This is a genomic window from Nocardia sp. NPDC050710 (assembly GCF_040654375.1).
In the GTDB taxonomy this organism is placed as follows: domain Bacteria; phylum Actinomycetota; class Actinomycetes; order Mycobacteriales; family Mycobacteriaceae; genus Nocardia.
On record NZ_JBFAHV010000009.1, the window covers coordinates 97842 to 120303 of the forward strand.

General features: G+C 66.5%; 21 protein-coding genes. 13 read left to right on the forward strand and 8 right to left on the reverse strand.

The annotated features are described in order from the left end of the window. The first annotated feature begins 239 nt into the window (after positions 1–239). Positions 240–872, forward strand: a complete 633-nt coding sequence (locus AB0H61_RS18035; RefSeq protein ID WP_357305873.1) for a response regulator transcription factor — start codon at positions 240–242, stop codon at positions 870–872. 6 nt (positions 873–878) lie between these two features. Here AB0H61_RS18035 and AB0H61_RS18040 read toward each other — a convergent pair whose 3' ends face one another. Then, positions 879–1664, reverse strand: coding sequence for a sigma 54 modulation/S30EA ribosomal C-terminal domain-containing protein (locus AB0H61_RS18040; protein WP_357305473.1), 786 nt, complete (start codon positions 1662–1664; stop codon positions 879–881). A gap of 139 nt (positions 1665–1803) precedes the next feature. Here AB0H61_RS18040 and AB0H61_RS18045 point away from each other — a divergent pair, with 139 nt between their 5' ends. Continuing rightward, a complete protein-coding gene (locus AB0H61_RS18045; protein WP_357305476.1) occupies positions 1804–3549 on the forward strand; it encodes a GAF domain-containing sensor histidine kinase in 1746 nt (581 codons plus the stop codon). 10 nt (positions 3550–3559) lie between these two features. On the opposite strand, the gene AB0H61_RS18050 is transcribed toward AB0H61_RS18045, so the two are convergent. Continuing rightward, positions 3560–4705: a beta-ketoacyl synthase N-terminal-like domain-containing protein gene (locus tag AB0H61_RS18050; protein ID WP_357305478.1), complete on the reverse strand. Its 1146-nt coding sequence runs from the start codon at positions 4703–4705 to the stop codon at positions 3560–3562. 254 nt (positions 4706–4959) lie between these two features. Between AB0H61_RS18050 and AB0H61_RS18055 the strand changes: the two genes are divergently transcribed. The 3 genes from AB0H61_RS18055 (at position 4960) to AB0H61_RS18065 (ending at position 9059) form a co-directional block, all read left to right on the forward strand. Continuing rightward, positions 4960–6303 (forward strand): diguanylate cyclase, encoded by a 1344-nt coding sequence (locus AB0H61_RS18055; RefSeq protein ID WP_357305481.1) that lies wholly within the window; start codon positions 4960–4962, stop codon positions 6301–6303. 12 nt (positions 6304–6315) lie between these two features. Continuing rightward, positions 6316–6654, forward strand: coding sequence for an antibiotic biosynthesis monooxygenase (locus AB0H61_RS18060; protein ID WP_357305484.1), 339 nt, complete (start codon positions 6316–6318; stop codon positions 6652–6654). 152 nt (positions 6655–6806) lie between these two features. Then, positions 6807–9059 (forward strand): ATP-binding domain-containing protein, encoded by a 2253-nt coding sequence (locus tag AB0H61_RS18065; RefSeq protein WP_357305875.1) that lies wholly within the window; start codon positions 6807–6809, stop codon positions 9057–9059. A gap of 101 nt (positions 9060–9160) precedes the next feature. Here AB0H61_RS18065 and AB0H61_RS18070 read toward each other — a convergent pair whose 3' ends face one another. Further along, positions 9161–9613 (reverse strand): universal stress protein, encoded by a 453-nt coding sequence (locus AB0H61_RS18070; RefSeq protein ID WP_357305487.1) that lies wholly within the window; start codon positions 9611–9613, stop codon positions 9161–9163. Positions 9614–9938: 325 nt separating this feature from the next. Further along, positions 9939–10829 (reverse strand): helix-turn-helix domain-containing protein, encoded by an 891-nt coding sequence (locus AB0H61_RS18075; RefSeq protein ID WP_357305489.1) that lies wholly within the window; start codon positions 10827–10829, stop codon positions 9939–9941. Positions 10830–10881: 52 nt separating this feature from the next. Between AB0H61_RS18075 and AB0H61_RS18080 the strand changes: the two genes are divergently transcribed. Further along, on the forward strand, positions 10882–11373 hold the full coding sequence (locus AB0H61_RS18080) for a VOC family protein (RefSeq protein ID WP_357305492.1): 492 nt from the start codon (positions 10882–10884) through the stop codon (positions 11371–11373). 123 nt (positions 11374–11496) lie between these two features. Here AB0H61_RS18080 and uvrB read toward each other — a convergent pair whose 3' ends face one another. After that, on the reverse strand, positions 11497–13665 hold the full coding sequence (gene uvrB / locus AB0H61_RS18085; RefSeq protein ID WP_357305495.1) for an excinuclease ABC subunit UvrB: 2169 nt from the start codon (positions 13663–13665) through the stop codon (positions 11497–11499). Positions 13666–13858: 193 nt separating this feature from the next. Here uvrB and AB0H61_RS18090 point away from each other — a divergent pair, with 193 nt between their 5' ends. Beyond that, the gene (locus AB0H61_RS18090) at positions 13859–15109 is read left to right on the forward strand and encodes a hypothetical protein (protein ID WP_357305497.1); all 1251 of its coding nucleotides are present in this window, start codon (positions 13859–13861) and stop codon (positions 15107–15109) included. Positions 15110–15206: 97 nt separating this feature from the next. Here AB0H61_RS18090 and AB0H61_RS18095 read toward each other — a convergent pair whose 3' ends face one another. Continuing rightward, the gene (locus AB0H61_RS18095) at positions 15207–15755 is read right to left on the reverse strand and encodes an AAA family ATPase (RefSeq protein ID WP_357305500.1); all 549 of its coding nucleotides are present in this window, start codon (positions 15753–15755) and stop codon (positions 15207–15209) included. A 320-nt stretch (positions 15756–16075) separates the two neighbouring features. On the opposite strand from AB0H61_RS18095, the gene AB0H61_RS18100 reads away from it, so the two are divergent. From AB0H61_RS18100 to AB0H61_RS18120, 5 genes are all read left to right on the forward strand, one after another. Continuing rightward, complete coding sequence (locus AB0H61_RS18100) at positions 16076–16708, forward strand: DUF402 domain-containing protein (RefSeq protein ID WP_357305503.1); 633 nt, start codon at positions 16076–16078, stop codon at positions 16706–16708. A gap of 59 nt (positions 16709–16767) precedes the next feature. Continuing rightward, positions 16768–17292: a DUF402 domain-containing protein gene (locus AB0H61_RS18105; RefSeq protein WP_357305506.1), complete on the forward strand. Its 525-nt coding sequence runs from the start codon at positions 16768–16770 to the stop codon at positions 17290–17292. A gap of 124 nt (positions 17293–17416) precedes the next feature. Continuing rightward, positions 17417–17755, forward strand: coding sequence for a metalloregulator ArsR/SmtB family transcription factor (locus AB0H61_RS18110; protein ID WP_357305509.1), 339 nt, complete (start codon positions 17417–17419; stop codon positions 17753–17755). Beyond that, complete coding sequence (locus AB0H61_RS18115; protein WP_357305512.1) at positions 17752–18276, forward strand: pyridoxamine 5'-phosphate oxidase family protein; 525 nt, start codon at positions 17752–17754, stop codon at positions 18274–18276. The genes AB0H61_RS18110 and AB0H61_RS18115 overlap by 4 nt, the downstream gene beginning before the upstream one ends. Before the next feature lie 34 nt (positions 18277–18310). Next, entirely contained in the window at positions 18311–18754 is a 444-nt protein-coding gene (locus tag AB0H61_RS18120) for an SRPBCC domain-containing protein (RefSeq protein ID WP_357305515.1), read from the forward strand. A 9-nt stretch (positions 18755–18763) separates the two neighbouring features. Here AB0H61_RS18120 and coaE read toward each other — a convergent pair whose 3' ends face one another. Then, positions 18764–19972 (reverse strand): dephospho-CoA kinase, encoded by a 1209-nt coding sequence (coaE, locus tag AB0H61_RS18125; RefSeq protein WP_357305518.1) that lies wholly within the window; start codon positions 19970–19972, stop codon positions 18764–18766. Between the two features lie 372 nt (positions 19973–20344). Here coaE and AB0H61_RS18130 point away from each other — a divergent pair, with 372 nt between their 5' ends. Continuing rightward, complete coding sequence (locus AB0H61_RS18130; RefSeq protein ID WP_357305904.1) at positions 20345–20557, forward strand: hypothetical protein; 213 nt, start codon at positions 20345–20347, stop codon at positions 20555–20557. 72 nt (positions 20558–20629) lie between these two features. Here AB0H61_RS18130 and AB0H61_RS18135 read toward each other — a convergent pair whose 3' ends face one another. After that, on the reverse strand, positions 20630–22168 hold the full coding sequence (locus tag AB0H61_RS18135; RefSeq protein WP_357305520.1) for an alkaline phosphatase family protein: 1539 nt from the start codon (positions 22166–22168) through the stop codon (positions 20630–20632). Positions 22169–22462 lie beyond the last annotated feature (294 nt).

Genomic DNA, 22462 nt, shown 5'->3' on the forward strand with positions numbered 1-22462 from the left:
GCCCGACCCGCGTGCGGCAAAACCGATGATCGAGGCCGTCGGCCCGGCGCGTCCTCCGCGCCCGGGCCTGCCGCCGCACCGGAATCTGGTTCGGCCGCAACGATCGTCGGACGCCGTCCCGGGCCGGATGCACACTCCGGCAGACGACCCGACATTCCGCGACCGGTCCGTAGCCGCGGACCGTGCGACGGGTTACCTTGGCCTGGTACACGTTCGGCTGCACCCAGCAGGAGGCCGCGGTGATCAAGGTGTTCCTGGTCGACGATCACGAGATCGTGCGGCGTGGGCTGATCGATCTGCTGAACAGCGATCCGGAACTCAGCGTGATCGGCGAGGCGGGGGATGTCGCCCAGGCCATGGAGGGCATCCGCGAGTTGCGACCCGATGTCGCCGTGCTCGATGTCCGGCTGCCCGACGGCAACGGCATCGAACTCTGCCGCGATCTGCTCGCGGATCTGGAAGGCCTGCGCTGCCTGATCCTCACCTCCTACACCGATGAGCACGCGATGCTCGACGCGATCCTGGCGGGCGCCAGCGGGTACGTGGTGAAGAACATCAAGGGTATGGAGTTGGCGGAGGCGATCAAGGCGGTCGGCTCGGGGCGCTCGCTGCTGGACAATCGCGCGGCGGCGGCGCTCAAGGCGCGGTTGCGCAGCAGCACCGAGAACGACGGGCCGCTGGCCGGTCTCACCGAGCAGGAGCGCAGGCTGCTGGCGTTATTGGGCGAGGGGCTGACCAATCGGCAGATCGCCGCACGAATGTTCCTGGCGGAGAAGACGGTGAAGAATTACGTGTCCCGGTTACTGGCGAAGCTGGGTATGGAGCGTCGCACCCAGGCCGCCGTGCTGGCGTCCAAGCTGCGGGAGTCCTGACGCGAATCAGGTGGGCACCACGACCGTGAGGTTCCCGTCGTAGCGGCGGTACAGCAGTGCGCCACGGCCGGTCTGCTCATCGGTGAAGAACAGGAACGGCAGCCCGGCCCGGCACAGCCAGGTCGCCGCTTCGTCTTCGGTCAGGTTGGGCGTCGGAGCCGGCTGCACCAGCATGGGTAGCGAGTGCGTCGTCAAGGGCTGGTCCGGGCGCGTGGCGGGCGGGATGGTCGACCGTTGCCTGGCCAGTACCACGCCGATCGCGTCGGCCCAGTGCACGATGGCGTCCTCACCGGTCTCCGCGTCGGTGAAAAGGTAGGCGTCGTAATCCATCGCGTCCATTACTGCGGCCGCCTCCGCCGGGGTGCCGGTCAGCAGCGCGCACTCCTTGCGGCGGATGATCGGCCGCGGTTCGGTGACCGCGGCCAGTGGCGGACGCGCCGGATCCGGCCAGGCCCGTGACTGATTCGCGGCCAGCCGGGTGATCTGGCGGTCCAGCCGCTCGACGGCGAAGGTGACCGCGAAACCGCGCGGTCCCGTCACCTGCACCCGGGTCGGGGTGTCGTGCATCCGGATATTGGCCTGCACGAGCGTCGGCTGGTCGATATCCTCGGGAGCGGTGACCCGCACGCGCGCAGGCACATTGAGATGATGCCGGCGCAGCACGCGCCCGATGGCGCGCACCGCCCTGGTCACGTCGGCGGGCGGAACCGCCCCGCGGGTGGTCACCGCGAGGTCCGGGTCGGCCGCAGTGGTCCACTGCTCCGACAAGTACAACGGCTGCGACGAATTCATAGGACACCCCTACTCTCTATTCATCCGATCCGCCCATCCCACCTCCGCAACGCCGCCGCGAACAGGGCCGAAAGTCCCCGATCCAGGAATTAGACTGACTGAAGCGCCGTTAAATGCGCCCACCAGGACGGGATCCCAGATGACGGATGACAGCGCAGGTGACCTGTATTCGGTGCGCGACACACTGTCGCAACTGCGCCTGCGGGAACTCCTCAGCGAGGTCAAGGAGCGGGTCGAGCTGATCATCGACTCGCGGGACCGGATGGACGGCCTGGTGGAGGCCATGCTCACGGTCACTTCCGGCCTCGATCTGGACGATACGCTGCGCGCCATCGTGCGCACCGCCACCAGTCTGGTCGATGCCCGCTTCGGCGCGCTTGCGGTGCGCGGTCACGACCAACAGGTGACCCAGTTCATCGATGAGGGTATGGACGAGGTGACCCGCGAGCGCATCGGCACGCTGCCCGCCGGGCACGGGGTGCTCGGCGTGGTGTTCAACCGTCCGAAGCCGCTGCGGCTCGACGATCTGACGAAACATCCCGAATCCGTTGGCCTTCCGCCCGGCCACCCGCCGATGCACACCTTCCTCGGCGTCCCGGTGCGGATTCGCAACGAGGTCTTCGGCAGCCTGTACCTGACCGAGAAGGCGGGCGGCCAGCCCTTCACCGAGGACGACGATGTGCTGGTACAGGCGCTGGCGGCGGCCGCGGGTATCGCGGTGGACAATGCGCGGCTCTACGAATCCGCGCGTACCAGGCAAGCCTGGATCGAGGCGACCCGCGATATCGCGACCGAGTTCCTCGCCGGCACCGAATCCGATCGAGTGCTCGCGCACGTCGTCGACCACGCACGCACCCTCACCGGATCGCACCGTTCCTTCCTCGCGGGCGCGGTGGGCAAACACAACGGCGAGGCGACCGAGTTGATGCTGACCCAGTGGTCCGGCCCCGGCGCGGGACACCAGGGCTGGCTCGTGCTGACGGAGGGCACCGCGCTCGGTGAGGCATTCAGCCGCCGCACCCCGCTACGTTTCGACGACGCGGCGCAGATCGATCTGGGGGTTCCCCTCGCCGATGTCGGCCCCGCGCTGATCCTGCCGCTGTGCACTCCGGACTCCACTCTCGGCGTGCTGGTCACGGTCCGGCCCACGGGCTCGGCGCCCTACGCCGACGAACTCGTGGAACTGACCGCCGCCTTCACCGATCAGGCCGCGCTGGCCATGCAGTTGGCGGGCACCCAGCGGCGGATGCGGGAACTGGACATCCTCGCCGACCGCGACCGCATCGCGCGGGATCTGCACGACCATGTCATCCAGCGGCTCTTCGCGATCGGGCTCACATTGCAGGGCGCGGTGCCCAAGGCACGGGTTCCCGAAGTGCGGCAACGACTCTCGACGGTCGTCAGCGACCTGCAGGAGGTGGTGCAGGAGATCCGCACCTCGATCTTCGACCTGCACGGCGGCGACGGGGACAGTACCCGCCTGCAACAGCGCATCGAGCAGGCGGTGCGCCAGCAGACCACCGACGCGCAGTTGCGTGCCACGGTGCAGGTGACCGGGCCGCTGTCGGTGCTGGAGGCCGAATTGGCCGATCACGCGGAGGCGGTGGTGCGCGAGGCGGTCAGCAATGCGGTCCGGCATTCGGGCGCGGACACCGTCGCGGTGGAGATCAGCGTCGACGACAACCTGACCATTGTCGTGACCGACAACGGCTGGGGCATTCCGAATCACGTCATCCGCAGCGGCTTGCGCAATCTGGAGCAGCGTGCGGAGAAATCCGATGGCGAGTTCATCATCGGGCCCGCGGGCCGCCCGGCCGACGATCCGCACGGCGCCGGACTGCCCGGCACCCGGTTGTGCTGGTCGGTCCCGCTGCCGACCGGTTGACGCGCCGGATTCAGCCCGCTGGTCCGAGCACGAGCATCGAATTGTGTCCGCCCATGCCGAGCGACAGCTTCGCGGTGATACCTCCCGCGAAGGGCGTCGGCCCGTCGAGCAGTCGCTCATAGGCGGGTGCGACGATCGGTGCGGCGGGCACGATGCCGCGTTCGTACCCCAGCGCCGCGGCGGCGATCTCGACGCCGGCGGCGGCGCCCTGGCAATGACCGGTCAGCGGTTTGATCGCATACACGTCAGGGCGGTCGCCGAATATGCGCCCCAGCAATTCCCGTTCGGCCATATCGCATTGCCGGGTGCCGGTGCCGTGCGCGTTGAAATACCGCACCTCCGCGGGGGTGATGTTCGCGGCGGCGAGCGCACGTCGCGCACAATCGAATATCTGTGTGTGCGTGGGCTCCACCGAGACCACGTGATATCCATCATTCGTCATCCCGCCGCCGAGCACCGCCGCGTAGGGGCGTTCGACGGATCGGCTCAACACGAAGGCCACCGAGGCCTCCCCCATGCTGAAACCGCGGCTGTCCTCCTGGAAGGGCCGCGAACCCTCGAGCGGCTCGATATCGGTCACCGCAGCGCCGAGATGGACGAAATGTTCGACCATATCCGGCGTCGCCGACATATCGGTCGCGACGCAAACGACATCGTCGGCAACCCCGCTGTCCAGCCACATCTTGGCGGTGATCAGCGCGACATTGGCCGAACTGCATGCGGCGGAGACATTCATGGACGGGCCGTGGAAGCCGAATTCCTGCATCAGCACCGAGATCGGCGTCGAGGGCAGTAGTCGCATGTAGTCGCGGGAGCGGCGACGGCCCTCGTCGACGAGATAGAAATCGCGCCAGTTCACCACGTCGCCGAGCACGATCGCATGCACCAGCCCGACCGTGCGCCCCGGCCGCCAGCCGTGCTCGGTCGCGTCGGCGATGGCCTCACGCGCCGACTCGTGCATGGCACGGCCGTAGCGACTGTTGCTGATGGCCGGATCGCCGCCGTCCGGCACCAGCGCCACCCAGGCCTGCTCATCCCGGCTCGGGCCGTATCCTGGTTGCAGGGTGGCCGCCGATTCACCACTCGACAAACCGTCCCACAGCACCTCGCGACCCCAGCCGTACCCGGTGACCGCGCCGACCCCGGCAATCGCCATATGATCTCGAGACTGCTCTACGGTTGTGGGGGTGGCGCCCGGCATAAGTATCGCTCCTCTGACCGGTTTCTCCGGGCTGATGCCCGGCTATTCAGAAAGAAACCGGCTTCTGTAATGATCACCAGATAGACCCCGATAAAGTGCCCGCACTGTGATCGAAGCAACAGCGACGACGACGTGATCATGTACACGTCGGGATCAGAACAATCCCATGCTCCAATGGCCATGAATCGGTCGATGATCGGGGGTTTCGAGTGGGTGAGGACAGGGCAGCACAGAGCTCGGCCGACGCCGAGCAGCTCGCCCAGCGGTACCGGTCCCTGGTCGAGCACACCCCGGATGGGATCTGTGTGCACGAACACGGCACGATCGTCTACGTCAATCAGGCCACCGTCCGGTTACTCGCGGCGCGCAGCGCCGACGAACTCGTCGGCCAGCCGCTGATCCGCTTCGTCCACCCCGACTCCGTCCCCTCGATGCTGAACCGGATCAGCCACCTCGACACCGCGGGCGCCGCCTCCGATCCCACCGAGATGACTCTGCTGCGCTTCGACGGCGACACCGTCCAGGTCGCGACGGTCTCGGTGCTCACCCCCTGGTACGACCACTTCGCCTACCAGGTGGTCATCCACGATCTCACCGCGCAGCGGGCCGCCGAGGCGGCACAGCGTCGGGCCGAGCAGTACTTCACCACCGTGGTCTCCCAGTTGGAGGAGGGCGTGGTGGTGATCGATCGCAACGGCCGCATCGAATCGGCCAATCCCGCGGCCAGACGCATTTTCGGCACCGACGAACGCACCGACATGGTGGGTTCGACCATCGACGAATTGTCGATGGTGCTCCTCGACGCCAACGCGCAACCGCTCCAGCCCACTCGCCACCCGGTGGCGCGCACCCTGGAGACCGGCGAAACGATCACCGGCTACATCTTCGGCGTCGATCGCTCGGATGGGCAACGCCGCTGGCTCTCCGGCAGCAGCAGACTGCTCAATCCGGGCGATCCGGACTCCGCGGCCGTCTCCTCCTTCGCGGATATCACCGAATTCCGGGCCAGCCGAAGGCAATTGGAGTATCAGGCGACGCACGATTCGCTGACCGGGCTGGCCAATCGCTCACTGATCCTGTCCCAGCTCGCCGGCGCCCTGGCCACCAGCGAGGACCTTCCGGTCGCCACCGTGCTCTTCATCGACCTGGACGGTTTCAAGGCCATCAACGACACGCTCGGCCACGCTATCGGCGACACCGTGCTGCAGATCGTCGCGCAACGGCTCCAGCGCGCGCTGCGCGCCGACGATCTGGTCGGGCGGCTCGGCGGCGACGAATTCCTGGTGTTGCTCTCCGGCCGGACCCGGCTCAGCGATCTGGACGGCTTGGTGAACCGGCTGCGCTCGACCATGGCCGAACCGATCATCGCGCGCGGCCACCGCATAGAGGTGAACGCGTCGATCGGCGTCACCTGCCTGAATCCCGGCGACCACCGGACCCCCGAAGCGGTACTGCACGACGCCGATCTCGCCATGTACCAAGCAAAGCCCTCCGGGCACCGCGAGGGTACGGTAACCAAGGGCCGCAGGCCGAACAACACCCACGCTTCCTGAAGGTCTGCTCGTTTGATCATCGAACACGCACTACTGCCCGTCCGTCCCGGCCTGACCGTGGAATTCGAGGCCGCCTTCGCCGAAGCCAGGCCGATCATCGCGTCGATGCCCGGATTCCGCGCGCTGTCGCTGTCGCACTGTCTCGAGTCGCCCGGCACCTATCTGCTGCTGGTTACCTGGGACCGTCTGGAAGATCACACCGAGGGGTTCCGCGCATCGCCGGAATACCAGCGCTGGAAGGATCTGCTGCACCACTTCTACGACCCGTTCCCGGCGGTGTGGCACTTCGATCCGGTGCCGGACACAGGGTCCCCACCTGCGGTTGCGGCGAGCACACCCGAACCGCAGTAGACTCGACAACTCTGTTTTCGCCCGCGCGCGGGCACCTATTCGCGCGCGGCCCCCCGGCTCATCGCGGTGACAAGGAGTTCAGTTTGCCCGACCGCCTCACACAGGACCGTGCCGAGCGCGACGGCGCACCCGAGCGGAACCGCGAGTTCGAAATCGAACAGGAACAGGCTTACCTGTCGGTGCTGTACGACCGCCTCGACGGAATGCGTCAATACGCCAAGAACCGGCTCAAGACCGTGCTGCTGGAGACCGGTGGCACGCCGCAGGCCAGGACCGAACGCGAATCCTTCAGTCAGCTCTACAACGAGGATCTGACTAAATACGACGCCGCCGAACACGGGCTGTGCTTCGGGCGGATCGATCTCGACGGGGTAGATCCCGAGGTGGCCGAGGGCGAGTACCGCTACATCGGCAGGCTCGGCATTCTCGACGAGAAGGACGATTACGCGACGCTGCTGCTGGATTGGCGCGCCCCGCTGGCTCGACCTTTCTACCTGGCGACCACCGCCGCCCCGGACGGGGTGACCCGGCGCAGGCATATTCGCTCGCGCAATCGCAAGGTCACCACGATCAACGACGAATATCTGGATCTCGACGCCGCCCAGCGCGCCGGGATGGTCGAGGCCGACGGCGGCGTGGGCAGCGAGAGCGCGCTGCTCTCGGCACTGAACGCGGCCCGTACCGGCCACATGAACGACATCGTCGAGACCATTCAGAGCGAGCAGGACGCGATCATCCGCTCCGAGCACAAGAGCGTGCTGGTGGTGCAGGGCGGTCCCGGCACCGGCAAGACCGCGGTGGCGCTGCACCGCGCCGCCTACCTGCTCTACACCTACCGCCAGCAGCTGGCCAAGAGCGGCGTGCTGATCATCGGCCCGAACGCCACCTTCCTCGACTACATCGGTCAGGTGCTGCCCTCACTCGGCGAGACCGGCGTGCTGCTGTCCACCATCGGCGACCTCTACCCGGGGGTGAAGGCCACCCGGGAGGATTCGCTGCGGGCCGGTGAGATCAAGGGCTCCCTGGCGATCCTCGAGGTGCTCAAACAGGCGGTGCGGGACCGGCAGCAGATCCCGGCCGACCCGATCCGGCTCGCCTTCGACGGCTACCCGGTGACCTTGGACCGCAAGATCGCCACCCGGGCCCGCGGCCGCGCCCGCTCGTCGCGGCGCCCGCACAACCTGGCACGCCCGATCTTCGCGAGCTCGGTGATCGACGCGCTCACCGAACAGCTGGCCCAGACCATGGGCGCCGACCTCTCCGGCGGCCAAAGCCTGCTCAGCCGAACCGATCTCGCCGAGATCCGGGACGAGATGAAATCCGATCCCGAGGTGCAGGCGGCGATCGGGCGGCTGTGGCCGATCCTATCCCCGCAGGATGTACTCGCCGACCTGCTTGCCGACCCGACGCGGTTGGACCGGGTCGCGGGCTCGCTGGATCCCGCCGACCGGGCCGAGCTCATCCGTTCGGACGACGGTGAATTCAGCGCCGCCGACGCACCGTTGCTGGACGAACTCGCCGAGTTGCTCGGTGTCGACGACACCGAGGAGCGCGAACGCGCCCGCCGCCGCTGGCGGGCCCAGCTGGCCGAGGCGCAGGACGCGCTCGACATCCTGACCGGTTCGGCGCCCCAGGATCTCGAGGATGAGCTCGATCCCGAGATCCTGATGGCCTACGACCTGATCGATGCCGGCCAGCTCGCCGAACGCCAGGATGTGCGGGCCAGGCAGACCACCGCGGAACGCGCCGCGGGCGACCGCACCTGGACCTACGGGCATGTGATCGTGGACGAGGCGCAGGAGCTGTCCGAGATGGCCTGGCGCATGGTGATGCGGCGCATCCCGAACCGCTGGATCACGGTGGTCGGCGATGTGGCGCAGACCGGCGACCCGGCGGGCGCCTCGTCCTGGCACTCCATGCTGGAACCGTATGTGGCGCAACGATGGAAGCTGACCGAGCTCACCGTGAACTACCGGACGCCCGCGGAGATCATGGCGATCGCCGCCGATGTGCTCGCCGCCATCGATCCCGGCGTCGCGGTGCCGCGTTCGGTGCGCGAAACCGGCAATCCGCCGCGGGCACACCGGGTCACGGCGAGCGAATTGCCCGGCACGCTGGCGGCTTTGGTGGACGCGGAGCGCGGGCCGGGGACCACCGCGGTGATCACGCCGCACGACGTGATCACCGAATTGTCGGCGCTGGCCGGGGAATCGGTACGGGTGCTGACCGTGCACGACGTGAAGGGTCTGGAATTCGACTCGGTGTACCTGGTCGAACCGCAGCGGATCCTGGACGAATCGCCGCGCGGACTCAACGACCTGTACGTCGCGCTGACCCGCGCCACCCAGCGACTGACCGTGGTACACACCGCGGATCTCCCGCCCGTCCTCGGGGCGCTCAGCTAAGCCGCGTCGCGGGTTGGCGGGGATGCCGCACGGCCGCCTCGGATGCGCGAAAGCTCCGCATCGCGCCGGATGTGGGCGATACGGAGCTTTCGGGCCGGGAGTCAGCGAACGGTATGGACGATCAGGACGTCGGAGTGGGATTTGCGGGCCACATCCGAAGGGACGGAGCCGAGCAGGCGGCCTGTCAGGGTGTTCAGGCCTCGGTTACCGACGACAAGCAGGTCGGCCTGGACCTCCTTGACGAGTGCGAGCAGCGAATCGACGGGCTCGCCGACCACGGCGCGCTCGACGATCTCCGTCGCGCCCGCGGCGATGGCGCGATCCCGGGCGGTGCGCAGGATCTCATTGGTCGGTGCGGACCCACGCACCTGGTAGGCCTCGTCCTTCAGCACATCGGCGGCGGCGGCAACGTCACGATCGTCGGTCGGGTAGTAGGCGCAGGCCACGACGAGGGTCGAGCCCGCGGCGCCGGCCAGCGAGGCGGCCTTTTCGACGGCGACGTACGACGAGTCCGAGCCATCGGTACCGACAACAATGGTCCGGTAGGCGGTCATGTGTCCTCCAACTATGTGGGTCGGGTGCCTGCATCCGGCGCTACCCAGGTCAGTCGGGGCACCGGTGCGGCGACTGCGCTCGACCATAGCGGCAAATCAGCCGGAAATATCAGAAATCGCAACACATCACACTTGCCGGTGTTGCGATATTCGGGCCGTGTTGCCACCACACAAAGTCACCGGGCCAGAGCTACCAGGGCGGATTCAATTCTCCGGCCCGAATTCTGTGATCTGTCACAACAATGTCGAACCCGCTTGTGGCCCTGGGAGATTCATCACATAGGCCCAGCTCCGAGCCTAGATCGTGCCCGCCGACGGGTCGGCGCTACCTTCCGGTCGGAAAGACTTTCGCGGTGACCTCGTTACGTGAGCGTAGCGAATTCTTCGCGTATTCCAACGGCGCCATTCCGACCTCGGCGGTGAACTCGCGGGAGAAATGTGCCTGATCGAAGTAGCCGAGCTCGGCGGCGAGAGCGGCCAGATCCTCGATTCGGCCACGGGCCAGCAGGTCGGCGCCGTCTTGCAGCCGGTAGCGGCGCAGCACCCATTTCGGCCCCGCCCCGACGTAGCGGCGGAACATCCGCTGCAAAGTCCGGATCGGCACGCCGAACCGGTCGGTGACCTGATCGACCCGGGTCAGTTCCTGGTCGTGTTCCATCGCCTCGACAATGTGCAGCACCAACCGGTAGGTCGGGTCGTCCGGGGCCGATCGGGCGCCGAAGAATTCCTCGACGATGGTGCGGCGCTGGTGGTTCGAGTGCGCGGCGAGTACTCGTTCGGTGAGGCCCGCGGCATCCGGCAATACCTCGGTCAGCGCGACGCTGGCATCCCGGAACGAGCCGACATCCAATCCGGTATAGGCGCCGAAGCCGCCCGCGCGGAATCGAATGCCGAATGTCTCACCGGCGCCGCGGAGTTCGCGAATGTATTTGGTGGTGCTGACGCCGTTGACGAATCCGCCGGTACGGGTCTCGGAGCGTTCGAAGGTGACATTCACACACGGGTAGGGCAGCACCTCGGCGAAATAGGGCGGACGCCCGCGCAGATCCCACCGCACCGACCAATACCACTCCACGAATCGGTCGACCGCGGATCCGGCGGGCAGCCGCGACAGTGTTCGGTGCCGGGCCTGCTCGTCGGGGTGCAGGATGCCCTTGACATTGTCCGGGTCCGGCATCCGAGCCTTGCCGAGACCGGATTCGACGTGCTCAGCCATGGTGTCGCTTTCTTACAAGACCCTCGCGCCGCCATCGACCAGGGTGGTGTTCATGAGCGAAACAGCAACTTCGAACAGCAGCGTGAACCCGATCCCCGAGGGCTACCACTCGATCACCTGCTTCCTCGCCGTCCCCGACGGACAGCGGGCGATCGACTTCTACGGCAAGGTCTTCGGCGCCGAGGTGGTCAGCCGCAACGATATGCCGGACGGCCAGCCCGCCCACGCCGAGCTGAAGATCGGCGACTCGACCCTGCAACTGGGCATGCCCATCCCCGATAACGGCGTGCTGGCGCCGAACGGCGAGTGGGTGCACACCTCGATCGTGCACTACTGCCCCGATGTCGATGCCGTCATCGCGCGCGCCATCGAATACGGCGCGCGCAGCGCCGAGCAGCCGCAGACCTTCGTCACCGGCGACCGGTTCGGCGTGGTGATCGACCCGTTCGGTCATCGCTGGGCCGTCATGACCAAGGTCGAGGACGTCCCGCGCGAGGAGGCGGAGCGCCGCGTCAACGAATGGATGGCGACCCAGGGCAGCTGAATACCGGCCGGGACGCCGCCGATCTCCGGATCGGCGGCTCCCGCGAACCGGTCGGTGCGGGTAGGGCATGAGCGGCATCCTGCCCCAGGGGTCCGACACCGCGCCCCGGGCGGGCATTCGACCTCAGCTCAGTCCGGCGGCATCCATGCCGCGCAACTCCTTCTTCAGGTCGGCGATTTCGTCGCGAAGTCGACCGGCCAGCTCGAACTGCAGTTCGCGGGCCGCATTCATCATTTGCGCGGTGAGTTCCTTGACCAGGTCGGCGAGTTCGGCGCGCGGCATCGACTTGATATCGCGTCCCTCGTACACCCCGGCACTGACGGCCCGGCCCGGCTCGCCCTGCGCGCGCCTGCCACGGCTGACATTGCGGCCCGAGCCGCCGACCGCGACCTCGTCGTCGGCCTCCTGATACACCTGATCCAGGATGTCGGCGATCTTCTTGCGCAATGGTTGCGGGTCGATGCCCATATCCGCGTTGTAGGCGACCTGCTTGGCGCGGCGACGTTCGGTCTCATCGATGGCGTGCCGCATCGAGTCGGTGACCTTGTCGGCGTACATATGCACTTCGCCGGAGACATTGCGGGCCGCGCGGCCGATGGTCTGGATGAGGCTGGTGCTGCTGCGCAGGAAGCCCTCCTTATCCGCGTCGAGGATCGCCACCAGCGATACCTCGGGCAGGTCGAGGCCCTCGCGTAGCAGGTTGATGCCGACCAGCACGTCGTACTCGCCGAGCCGCAGCTGTCGCAGCAGCTCCACCCGGCGCAGCGTGTCGATTTCCGAGTGCAGGTATCGCACCCGCACGCCGAGGCCGAGTAGATAGTCGGTGAGATCCTCGGCCATCTTCTTGGTCAGCGTGGTCACCAGGACCCGCTCGTCCCGTTCGGTGCGGAGCCGGATTTCGTGTACCAGATCGTCGATCTGCCCCTTGGTCGGCTTCACCACCACATGCGGGTCGACCAAGCCGGTCGGGCGGATCACCTGTTCGACCACCTCACCACCGGCCTGCCCCAGCTCGTACGGGCCCGGCGTCGCCGACAGGTAGACCGTCTGGCCGATCCGATCGGCGAACTCCTCCCAGGTGAGCGGGCGGTTATCGATCGCCGATGGCAGCCGGAAGCCGTATTCGACCAGGTTCCGCTTGCGCGACATATCGCCTTCGTACATGCCGCCGATCTGCGGGACGGTCACATGCGACTCATCAATGACGAGCAGGAAATCCTCCGGGAAGTAATCGAGCAGGGTCGCGGGCGCGGAACCCGCCGGGCGTCCGTCGATATGGCGCGAGTAGTTCTCGATGCCGGAGCAGAACCCGACCTGGCGGATCATCTCCAGGTCGTATTGGGTGCGCATGCGCAGCCGCTGGGCCTCCAGCAGTTTGCCCTGACGCTCCAGCTCGGCGAGCCGCTGCTCCAACTCGGACTCGATATCGGTGACCGCGCGCTCCATTCGATCCGGACCCGCCACATAGTGGGTGGCCGGGAAGATGCGCACCATATCGACTTGGCGCACCACGTCACCGGTCAGCGGATGCAGGTAGTACAGCGCCTCGATCTCGTCACCGAAGAACTCGATGCGGACCGCGAGCTCCTCGTAGGACGGGATGATCTCGACGGTGTCGCCGCGCACCCGGAAGGAACCGCGCACGAAGGACATATCGTTGCGGGTGTACTGCACATCGACGAGCAGTCGCAGCAATGCGTCACGGTCGATCTCGGTACCGACCTCCAACTGCACCGACCGATCCAGATAGGACTGCGGCGTGCCGAGGCCGTAGATGCAGGAGACCGAGGCGACCACCACCACATCGCGCCGCGAGAGCAGGCTCGAGGTGGCCGAGTGGCGCAGCCGCTCGACGTCGTCGTTGATCGAACTGTCCTTCTCGATATAGGTATCGGTCTGCGCGATATACGCCTCGGGCTGGTAGTAGTCGTAGTACGAGACGAAGTACTCCACGGCATTGTTGGGGAGCATTTCCCGCAGCTCATTGGCGAGCTGCGCGGCGAGCGTCTTGTTCGGCGCCATCAATAGCGTCGGACGCTGTAGCTTCTCGATCAGCCAGGCCGTGGTGGCCGACTTACCGGTACCGGTGGCGCCCAGCAGGACGACATCGCGCTCCCCCGCCTTGATCCGGCGTTCCAGTTCGGCGATGGCGGAGGGCTGGTCACCGGCGGGCTTATGCTCGCTGACTACCTGGAACCGGCCATCGACGCGCTCGATCGAGCCGACGGGACGGAACTCCGAACGCGCGAGCGGCGTCTCACCTTCGGCGGGGATCTCGGTTGCGAAAGCCATGCCAACCAGCGTAGGCGCAGGCACCGACAGAATTGCCGCCGAGAAGCCTCGTTCGCAGGGACGGAGCGAAATGATCACACCCCGAAGAAATGTCTTTAGGCTATGAATGGGCCGCGCGCTTGCGCAGGCGTGAGTGCACGGCCTTTTTGTCCAGTGAATCCGCGCGTCAATCGACCAGTTGAGGAGCAGGACAATGCCAGTTGTGAACATTTGGGGTTCGCTCAGTCCCACAACCCGTGCCGCGTATCCCACCCCGCCCGAACCGCACGAAGAGTGGCCCCTGAAGGGCGGGGCCGGGACGGCATGGATTTACTACAGCCCGTTGAACCGGCACCAACTCATCAAACCGGTCATCCTGGCCGACGGGTTTTCGGGGGGCGCCAGTGACCTCGGAGAGCTCTGGGCCGGCCTGGAGGAGAACGGACGATTCCGGTTCATCAGCGAGTTGCATGCGCTGGGCCGGGATGTGATCGTGCTGGGCTACCGCGATCGGACGGCGTCGATCCTGGACAACGCCGACACCGCGATCGAGTGCATCCGGACCGCCATCCGCGAGCGCATCGGTAACGCGAGACTGGTGGTGGGTGGATTCAGTATGGGCGGCATGGTCACCCGCTACGCGTTGGCCAAGATGCAGCGCGATCCGAATCTGCCCGATCCCGAGACCAGCATCTATCTGTCCTATGACACCCCGCATCACGGTGCGTGGCTACCGATTTCGATGCAGGCGTTCGCACACTTCCTCAAGGACAACTGGGGCGGAGCCTCGCCCATCTTCAGCCAGTTCTCCGATCTGATCAACAGCCCCGCCGCCCGGCAGATGGCTCGCTGGCATATCGGCAAGATCGGCGACGAACCCGGCCAGGCCTCGGAACGAAACATCTTCCTGGACAGATTGGAGGCGGTGGGCGGATGGCCGAGCGGCATCCGCAAGATCGGTGTCGCCAACGGTGTCAGGACCGGCATCGGAAACGGTATCGACCCGGCACTGACGGCGGTGAGCGGTCGCGGCGAAATATTGCTCGACGCCACCCTGCGCACCCAGGCCATGGGTGAGCAGATCGTGGCCACCCTGCACAGGGCCGAACAGCCCCCGATCGAGGTTCCCACCAGCGGACTGCCCGATATCGACGGCGCGCCCGGCGGCCTGTTCCCCGAGAGCCCGGTATTGCCGGGCAACCCCGGCAGTTTCGGAATGGCCGCGATGCTCATGGGATTGCTCGGCTCCGAGGTCGACCTGCAGTTCAACACCTCCTGTTTCATCCCCGCCATCAGCGCCGTCGCCGCGGGCAGGATCGACAACCGTAACGCGCTGTACAGCGAGATCGGCATCGACGACAGCGAACTCGACGCTTTCGCCTGCGCCAGCAAGAACGAGGGACACACCCTCATGACCCGGGAACTGGGCGAATGGATCGTGAACGAAATCGACTCGCACTCGTGATGGCACGGTGAGCAGACCCACTCACCGCTCAACGGGACAGCCGCACCGTTTCGTATGACGGTGCGGCTGCCCTACCCCGCAGCAAGTGGTAGCCCATCTATCTTTCATCCGACAAGCACGAGAAACCTCTTGCTGCGAGCTGGATTTGCTGAGCGAGCTCGACGCAGTCAACTGGTCGGGTTGTGTCGACCACGACGGTAGGGGTGAGTCCGAGTGGCGCGGCTTGCTCGACCCACGCGTCCCAGTCGTTGGCCAGATGTTGCCGGTCCTGGTAAAGCTCAGCTCGACGCCTGCTGGCATATCGGGCGTTCGCTACCTCGGCAGGGACGTCGCACCATACTTCCACCGCCCGGTCGGCGCCGGTTTTCTCGATGCCGGCTACGGCATATTGCAGGTCGCGTGGTTTGAACCACCACGAGTCGATGACAACCGCTGTCGGTGTCGACCGGGCCAAAACCCAGACGGTGTCCATCGCGATTCCGCCCAATGCGGGGATGGCAACTGGGTCGTCGACACAGGCCGCAAGGGCTTCCTTGACGGCATCCTTCGATAAGAACTGCGCACTCAACGCCGCAGCCAAGGACCGCCCCAATGTCGACTTGCCTGAACCCGGCAATCCGTTGACCAGCACCAAGAGTTTGTCCACCGAACGATCATGACCGATCGCTGCCCCGGAGCTCGCTCGATGACAATGTCACGCGGGGCCTCGGAATGTTCTGCGGTATGCCGACGGAGTGGTGTCGAGAGTCCGCCAGAATTGCTCGCAGGTGCACCCCCACGATCTATCGAGTGTTCACCGCCCGGCACTTGGAACGAACGGAAGCGAGACCATCCGGATTCGCATGCTTGCCCGAAATGTCCGTCGTGGCAACCCGATTGGCCATCCAATGGCAACACAACCGGAACGTGGGCGCGGGCAGCCGGGTGTAGCCTGATCTGGTTGTCCGACCGGCCGAAAGGGTCGTCATGAGCGCTCTGGTTCCATTGCTCGTCGCCGCGCCGACTGTGACCGGATTCGCCGGTTACCTAGCCAGGGATATTCGTAGCGGACTCATACGCCAGTCGGATCGGATCGAGACCACGCCGCCACGCAACAGCACGCATCGGTCGATGGTCGAGTATTTCGACCTGGGCGATCTGACCACCACCGACCACCGGGGCTATGTCCGGTCGGTCGAGCGGACCCATCGCGAACCGTGGGGCGTCTATGTGATGAGTACCGCCACCCATCCGACGATGTGCTACCGGGAAACCTGGCTGCTGCCCGCGCTCGGCATCCGGGTCACGCTGGAGCATGCGCGCCCTGGTCACCATCCCACCCGCGACTACCGCCTGGATATCGGCGAGTTCACCGAGATCGCGCCGAAGCGCTGGCGAGCGGTCGATCTCTACCTCGATGTCGTGGTGCGACAAGGTCGTTCGGCCGAACTGCGTGGTGTCGATATGTTGCTCGGCGCACACGCCGCCGGCCTGGTCGACTCCGCGCAGGTGCGCTTCGCCTTCGATCGGGCGACCGCCGTGGTGGACGGTGTCGCGTCGCACCAGCACGATTTCGGACGCTGGCTTGCCGCCAAGGGCATCACCCTGACCTGGATGTAACCGGCCCCATACCCCGCTCATCGCTCGACTACAGGCCCGCGGCGGTAGATTCTGGGTGCATGACACAGGCACCATCCGTGGGCGTGCACCGACCGAAGGTCGAGTACTTCGATATCGCGAGCCTGACGAATACGGACCCGAAGGGTTTCGTCCGTCCGGTCGAGTACTACCGCGAGGAATCGTGGGGCCTGTACATGGCGCGCACCTCGGATCATCCACAGTTCTACTACATCGAATCGTGGCTGCTACCCGACCTCGCCCTGCGCACGACCATCTTCCACTACCACCCGGAGCACCAGCGCGACCAGGACTTCTACCTCGATCTCGGCGAATTCAGCAGGCTGGGTCCGGACCGGTGGAAGTCGGTGGACCACTACCTCGACATCGTGGTGCGCACCGGGCGCGAGACCGAATTGCTGGATGTGGACGAGTTATTGGCCGCGCACGCCGCGGGGCTGCTCGGCGCGGCGGAGGCGCAGGCGGCGATCGAGCATGCCACCGCCGCGATCGACGGCATCGCCGCCAACGGATACTCGCTCGAGCGCTGGCTGGCGAGCCTCGGCATCACCCTCACCTGGCGGTAGCCCCCGCACGAATAGCCCGCCGCATCCGGCGGCGCTACATCCTTCGGCCGGACACTTGACATCCTCTGCCATCAGGACCAGCATTTAACCTGTCAGTTAATTATCTAGGTGGTTAAATAAGGCCATGACGGACGACGAACTCAGCAGGACCTTCGCCGCACTCGCGGATCCGACCAGGCGTGCGATCCTGGCTCGCCTCGCCGACGGCGAAGCCACCGTCAGCGAGCTCGCCGAGCCGTTCGCGATGAGCCTGCCCGCGATCTCCAAACATCTGAAGGTGCTGGAACGCGCCGGACTCATCACCCGAGGGCAGCATGCGCAATGGCGCCCGTGCCGTTTGGACGCGGCGCCGCTCGGCCCGGCCACCGATTGGCTGGACCGCTATCGGCAATTCTGGGACGGCCGTTTCGATCGCCTCGACGCCCACCTGCTCCGCATTCAGCACAAGGACATACGCCGATGACCGATCCGCTTACGCTGCCGCAAGGCGACCTCCGGCTCCTCGACACCGACATCGCGCGAAAACTACTGGCCGCGAATATTCCGGCCCGCATTGCCTGCACCGCCGCCGACGGCACCCCGCGGGTGCTGCCGATCAACTTCTGGTGGAACGGCAGCGAAGTGGTCATGGCCGGTTTCGCGCCCTCGAAGAAGGCAGCGATGCTGCGCGCCAACCCCGATGTCGCCATCACCATCGACACGAATTCCGCGCCGCCGGAGGTGCTGCTCATCCGCGGCCGCGCCGAGGTACACGATATCGACGGATTGGCACCGGAATACGCGTCGGCGATGCGCAAGGGCGGCGCCGAGCAGGTCGCCGACTATCTCGACTTCGTGGCCGGTCTGGCTCCGCGCATGGAACGAATCGTGGTGCGGCCGAACTGGGTCGGCGTCCTGGACTTCGAGAACCGTTTCCCCGCAGGCGCCCCCGACTGGATGACCCGCCGGAACAGCCAGGCCCCGCATCCCGGCGATGACGACTGACCGACGATCAGCAATCGAAGAGGACTTTCCGATCATGAGCGACCACGAATTCACCATTGTCCGCGTTTTCGCCGCACCACGCGAGCTGGTCTTCCGGGCCTGGCTCGACCCCGACCAACTCGCCGAATGGGCTGGGCCGCAGGGATTCACGACGCCGCACGACAGCATTGTGGTCGAGCCGCGGGTCGGCGGCCGCTATGACTCGCTCATGGTGTCCGAGGCCGACGGCACGACGTATCCGAGCGCCGGGACGTTCCGGGAAATCGTCGAACCGGAACGTCTGGTCTTCACCTGGGGCGACCCAACCGGTGACGGCAGCCAGGACCGGGCATCGATCATCACCGTGACCTTCGACGAAACCGGTGCGGCCGAAACCACCATGACCTTTCACCTGCTCGCGCCGGGACCGCTCAACCCGGAGGACGGCGCCGAAGCAGGCTGGGGACAGAGTCTGGATAGGCTCGGCGCCCGATTCTGAGCGTCGGACTCACGAACTCCGGCCCGCGCTCCATGCCAGGGCGCGCCCATAGACCGCGTCGATCCACGGCTCCTCGACCCCGTAATACGCGTCCACGGCATCGACACCGGTCAGGCCCGCCGCCTTGGCCTCGGCCTCACGCTTGACCTCGAGGTACTCGTCGCGAGCCGCCGCGTCGGCGCGCAGCCAGTCCCGGAAGATCAGCGCGAACCGCTGCCCGGGCGAGCCGTCGACGCGGATATGCACATTCGCGGGCCGGCCCGGATCGGCGTTGCCGTGCAACCGCTTGGCCCACAACCCGGTATCGGCGCCTGCCGGATCTGCCTCGGTCGGCTTCGGGTTGTCCCCGGTGATATCCGCCTTCACGGGGAAGCCCGCCGTGCCCAACACCTCGCGCAGGCCGTCGGCGGCGGCCAGATCCGCGACGCTGATCTGAAGGTCGATCATGTCCTCGGCGGGCAACCCCGGCACGGCGGTAGAACCTATGTGGTCGATCCGGATCGCGGACTGCCCGCACGCCACCCACAGCCGGGCGATCAGTCGCTGCGCCTGCGCCGCCCACTCCGGATCGGCGGACACCGGCCGCAGCGGCGCGGGCGCGGCGGTTCCGGTCCGCAGGTTGTGTTCGAACGGGACCAGCCGCTCGTCCCACAGCCGGCGCACCACCGGTTCGATATCGCTCGGCGCGCCATTGTTGTCGAGCAGCACATCGGCGGCCGCGCGGCGCTGTTCATCGCTTGCCTGCGCCGAAATCCGCGCCCGTGCATCGGCTTCGGAAACGTCCCGGTATTCGACGAGCCGCCGAATTCGAGTTTCCGCTTCGACGTCCACCACCAGAACCAGATTCATCAACGGCGCCAAACCGTTTTCCACCAATAGCGGAATATCCTGCACCAGAATCGCATCCGGCGCGGCCGCCGCAATCAATTCCGCGGTACGCTTTCCGACCAAAGGGTGGGTGATGGAATTGAGTTTCGCGCGGGATTCGTCGTCACCGAATGCGCGGGCCGCCAGCGCGGGCCGGTCCAGGCTTCCATCGGCGGCCAGAATGTCGGGACCGAAGGCCTCGGCGAGCGCGGCCAGCCCCTCGGTTCCGGGTGCGACGACCTCCCTGGCGATCGCGTCGGCGTCGATGACCACCGCGCCCCGCTCGGCGAGTATCCGCGCCACCGTCGACTTGCCCGCTCCCATGCCTCCGGTGAGGCCGATCCGCAACATTCCCCCAGTCTCGCATCCATGATCGAGCCCCGGCCCACCGCCCAGCGGGCGGTCGATGCCTTCGGCGGCACCGGCCGAGGCGCCGAATGCGGGCGGATCCCGGCGTAGATCCGCCGTCGGCGCGGTGTACCCCGGCCCAAGGCGCGGGAATACCCACAGCCACCGCGCATTCCACCACTCCGTGCCGCATTTGCCCGATCCGTGATGCCGCCGAGACCAATTCGCAACATTTCCGGCGGGCTCCGGTGTGGCAGCGGCATCTTTCCGACACGCCGAGGCAATTGCTTGCGCAAAATACACTGTTGCGCCCTTTTCTTCGGCTAATCTTCGCCGTGGCGATCCAGGCCAGAACCAGCTAGCAAAGGAACATCATTGGGCACCAGAGACAACCAGACGGGTCGCCACCGCCTGGGTATGGCGGGAGGCATGCACTGCATCCTGATTCCCGCCGTAGCGGCCGCGCTCGCCGAGCATCGCCGCTCATGGTTTACCGCGTTGATAAGCCCAGCGCGGCACAGTTTCGCGGCCATGCGAAAACGCTCCGCTGTCGCGGCCGTGCACTGGGTACCCGCCACCGCCAGCTGACCTCCACTTCGGACGTGGCCCAATCCTGTTCGGGTTGGGCCACTCCCATGTGCCCCCGGGGGCGGTGGCCGTTCAGACCGACCCGCTCGGGCTGCGACGGGCGCCCGGCCGCTGCCGCGGCATCTCGTTGGGCGGGACGGGATAGGGGACACCCATCTTCTCGGTGCCGAGCACGATATTCAGACCACACTGCGCGACGGCCGCGTCGACCTTCGGCTTCGGGTCACTCAACACCGGTACGGCCGCGTCCGGAGCCGAACCGAAATCGAAGGCCGAAGTCATATCGCCGGTGACGCCGCGCCGCCAAGTGGTCAGATTCGGCACCTCGACCCCGAACCTGGTCTCCAGCAGGCGCAGCTGTGAGGTGTGGTCGAAGGTCTCGGAGGCGACGAGGCCGCCGCGGCTGTACGGCGAGATCACCAGCCCCGGCACCCGATATCCGAGGCCGATCGGGCCCGCGATGCCATTGGCCGAGGAGACACGGTCCAGCGGCACCGTCAGGTACTCCCCCGGCGTGCCCGGCGGCGCCGTCGGTGGCGTGACATGGTCGAAGAAACCGCCGTTCTCGTCGTAGCTGATGATCAGTGCGGTCTTCTCCCACACCTTCGGGTTAGAGGTGAGGGTGTCGAGCAGCTGCACGATGCCGAAGGCGCCGAAGGCCGCGGGTAGCGCGGGATGTTCGCAATTGATCAGCGCGGGGATCACCCACGACACCGCGGGCAGCCGGTCGGCCGCGACATCGGCCTGGAAGTCGTTGGGATACACCGGAGCCAGGCCGCGGCGGGCCAGCTCGGAGTTGGGATCCGCCGACTGGGTGAAACAGCCGATCATGCCGTCCAGGAACCTCGATGACAGCGGGCCGACATCGCGGTTGTTGTAGATCTTCCAGCTGACCCCGGCTTCGGACAGGTTCTCCGGGTAGGTGCGCCAGCTGTACACATGCTGCGGTATCAGCGTCGGCGTATCCACCAGCGGGCCTCCGGCCCGGCCGTCCGGATCGATGGTGGCGCTGATCCAGTACAGCCGATTCGGGTCGGTGGGGCCGAGCAACGAGCAGTGGTAGTGGTCGCAGAGGGTGAACGCCTCGGCCAGCTCGTGATGGATCGGAATATCCTCGCGCAGGTAGTAACCCATGGCCGCGGGGGCGTTGGCCGGACCGACGCTCGCGATCGACATCGGCATCCATTGATCGTTGGCGCCGCCGTTCCAAGCCCGGTGCATACCACCCCAGCTGTGGTCCGGATCGTTGATGCATTCGCCGTCCAGCGTCGCACCGCGGGTGGTGTCGAGGCGGAACGGATTGACGAATCCGTCCGGGGCCGGGCCGATTCCGGGTGTCCACCCGTACTGCTGCCACGCCGCGGACGGGTCGTCGAAGCCGCGCACGCCGGACATGGTGCCGAAATAGTGGTCGAACGAACGGTTTTCCTGCATCAGCAGCACGAAGTGCTCGATATCGCCGAGACCGCCGGTCCCCGCGGGGTCGGCGGCGTAGGCGCGTTCGATGATCGGATTCGCCCACGACGCCAACGCGCCCACCGCGCCGGCCGCCGCCGCCTTCCCCAGAAATTGCCTGCGATTGAGACCGCTGAACGGACCCGATGCACACATCGCTCGTTCGGACCTTCCGCCGGAGTTGCTCTAGCCCAGGTTGCACGATCGCGCCGACAGTACCCGAGGAGCGCGCGGTGGAAGGACCCGCGTGCCACTCGACACCTGCCTGCGCTCTATCCCGGCCGCCGCGCAACCGGAATCAGTCCAGTAGCGAATACTGGCGCGCTCTGAGCTCAGGGTGCGGCGACGATCGCCGGACCGCTCGCGAAGGGAAAGGTCCGCGACGGCCACACGACATGCGGGTCCACCAGCCACAAGACTCGGGACCTACGACTCCTCCGATGTCGGCGT

Coding starts and splice junctions, on each gene's coding strand:
- AB0H61_RS18040 (WP_357305473.1), bottom strand. CDS start 1,664: ATGAATTCGTCGCAGCCGTTGTACTTGTCGGAGCAGTGGACCACTGCG.
- AB0H61_RS18045 (WP_357305476.1), top strand. CDS start 1,804: ATGACGGATGACAGCGCAGGTGACCTGTATTCGGTGCGCGACACACTG.
- AB0H61_RS18050 (WP_357305478.1), bottom strand. CDS start 4,705: ATGGCGATTGCCGGGGTCGGCGCGGTCACCGGGTACGGCTGGGGTCGC.
- AB0H61_RS18070 (WP_357305487.1), bottom strand. CDS start 9,613: ATGACCGCCTACCGGACCATTGTTGTCGGTACCGATGGCTCGGACTCG.
- AB0H61_RS18075 (WP_357305489.1), bottom strand. CDS start 10,829: ATGGCTGAGCACGTCGAATCCGGTCTCGGCAAGGCTCGGATGCCGGAC.
- AB0H61_RS18080 (WP_357305492.1), top strand. CDS start 10,882: ATGAGCGAAACAGCAACTTCGAACAGCAGCGTGAACCCGATCCCCGAG.
- uvrB (WP_357305495.1), bottom strand. CDS start 13,665: ATGGCTTTCGCAACCGAGATCCCCGCCGAAGGTGAGACGCCGCTCGCG.
- AB0H61_RS18090 (WP_357305497.1), top strand. CDS start 13,859: ATGCCAGTTGTGAACATTTGGGGTTCGCTCAGTCCCACAACCCGTGCC.
- AB0H61_RS18100 (WP_357305503.1), top strand. CDS start 16,076: ATGAGCGCTCTGGTTCCATTGCTCGTCGCCGCGCCGACTGTGACCGGA.
- AB0H61_RS18105 (WP_357305506.1), top strand. CDS start 16,768: ATGACACAGGCACCATCCGTGGGCGTGCACCGACCGAAGGTCGAGTAC.
- AB0H61_RS18110 (WP_357305509.1), top strand. CDS start 17,417: ATGACGGACGACGAACTCAGCAGGACCTTCGCCGCACTCGCGGATCCG.
- AB0H61_RS18115 (WP_357305512.1), top strand. CDS start 17,752: ATGACCGATCCGCTTACGCTGCCGCAAGGCGACCTCCGGCTCCTCGAC.
- AB0H61_RS18120 (WP_357305515.1), top strand. CDS start 18,311: ATGAGCGACCACGAATTCACCATTGTCCGCGTTTTCGCCGCACCACGC.
- coaE (WP_357305518.1), bottom strand. CDS start 19,972: ATGTTGCGGATCGGCCTCACCGGAGGCATGGGAGCGGGCAAGTCGACG.
- AB0H61_RS18135 (WP_357305520.1), bottom strand. CDS start 22,168: ATGTGTGCATCGGGTCCGTTCAGCGGTCTCAATCGCAGGCAATTTCTG.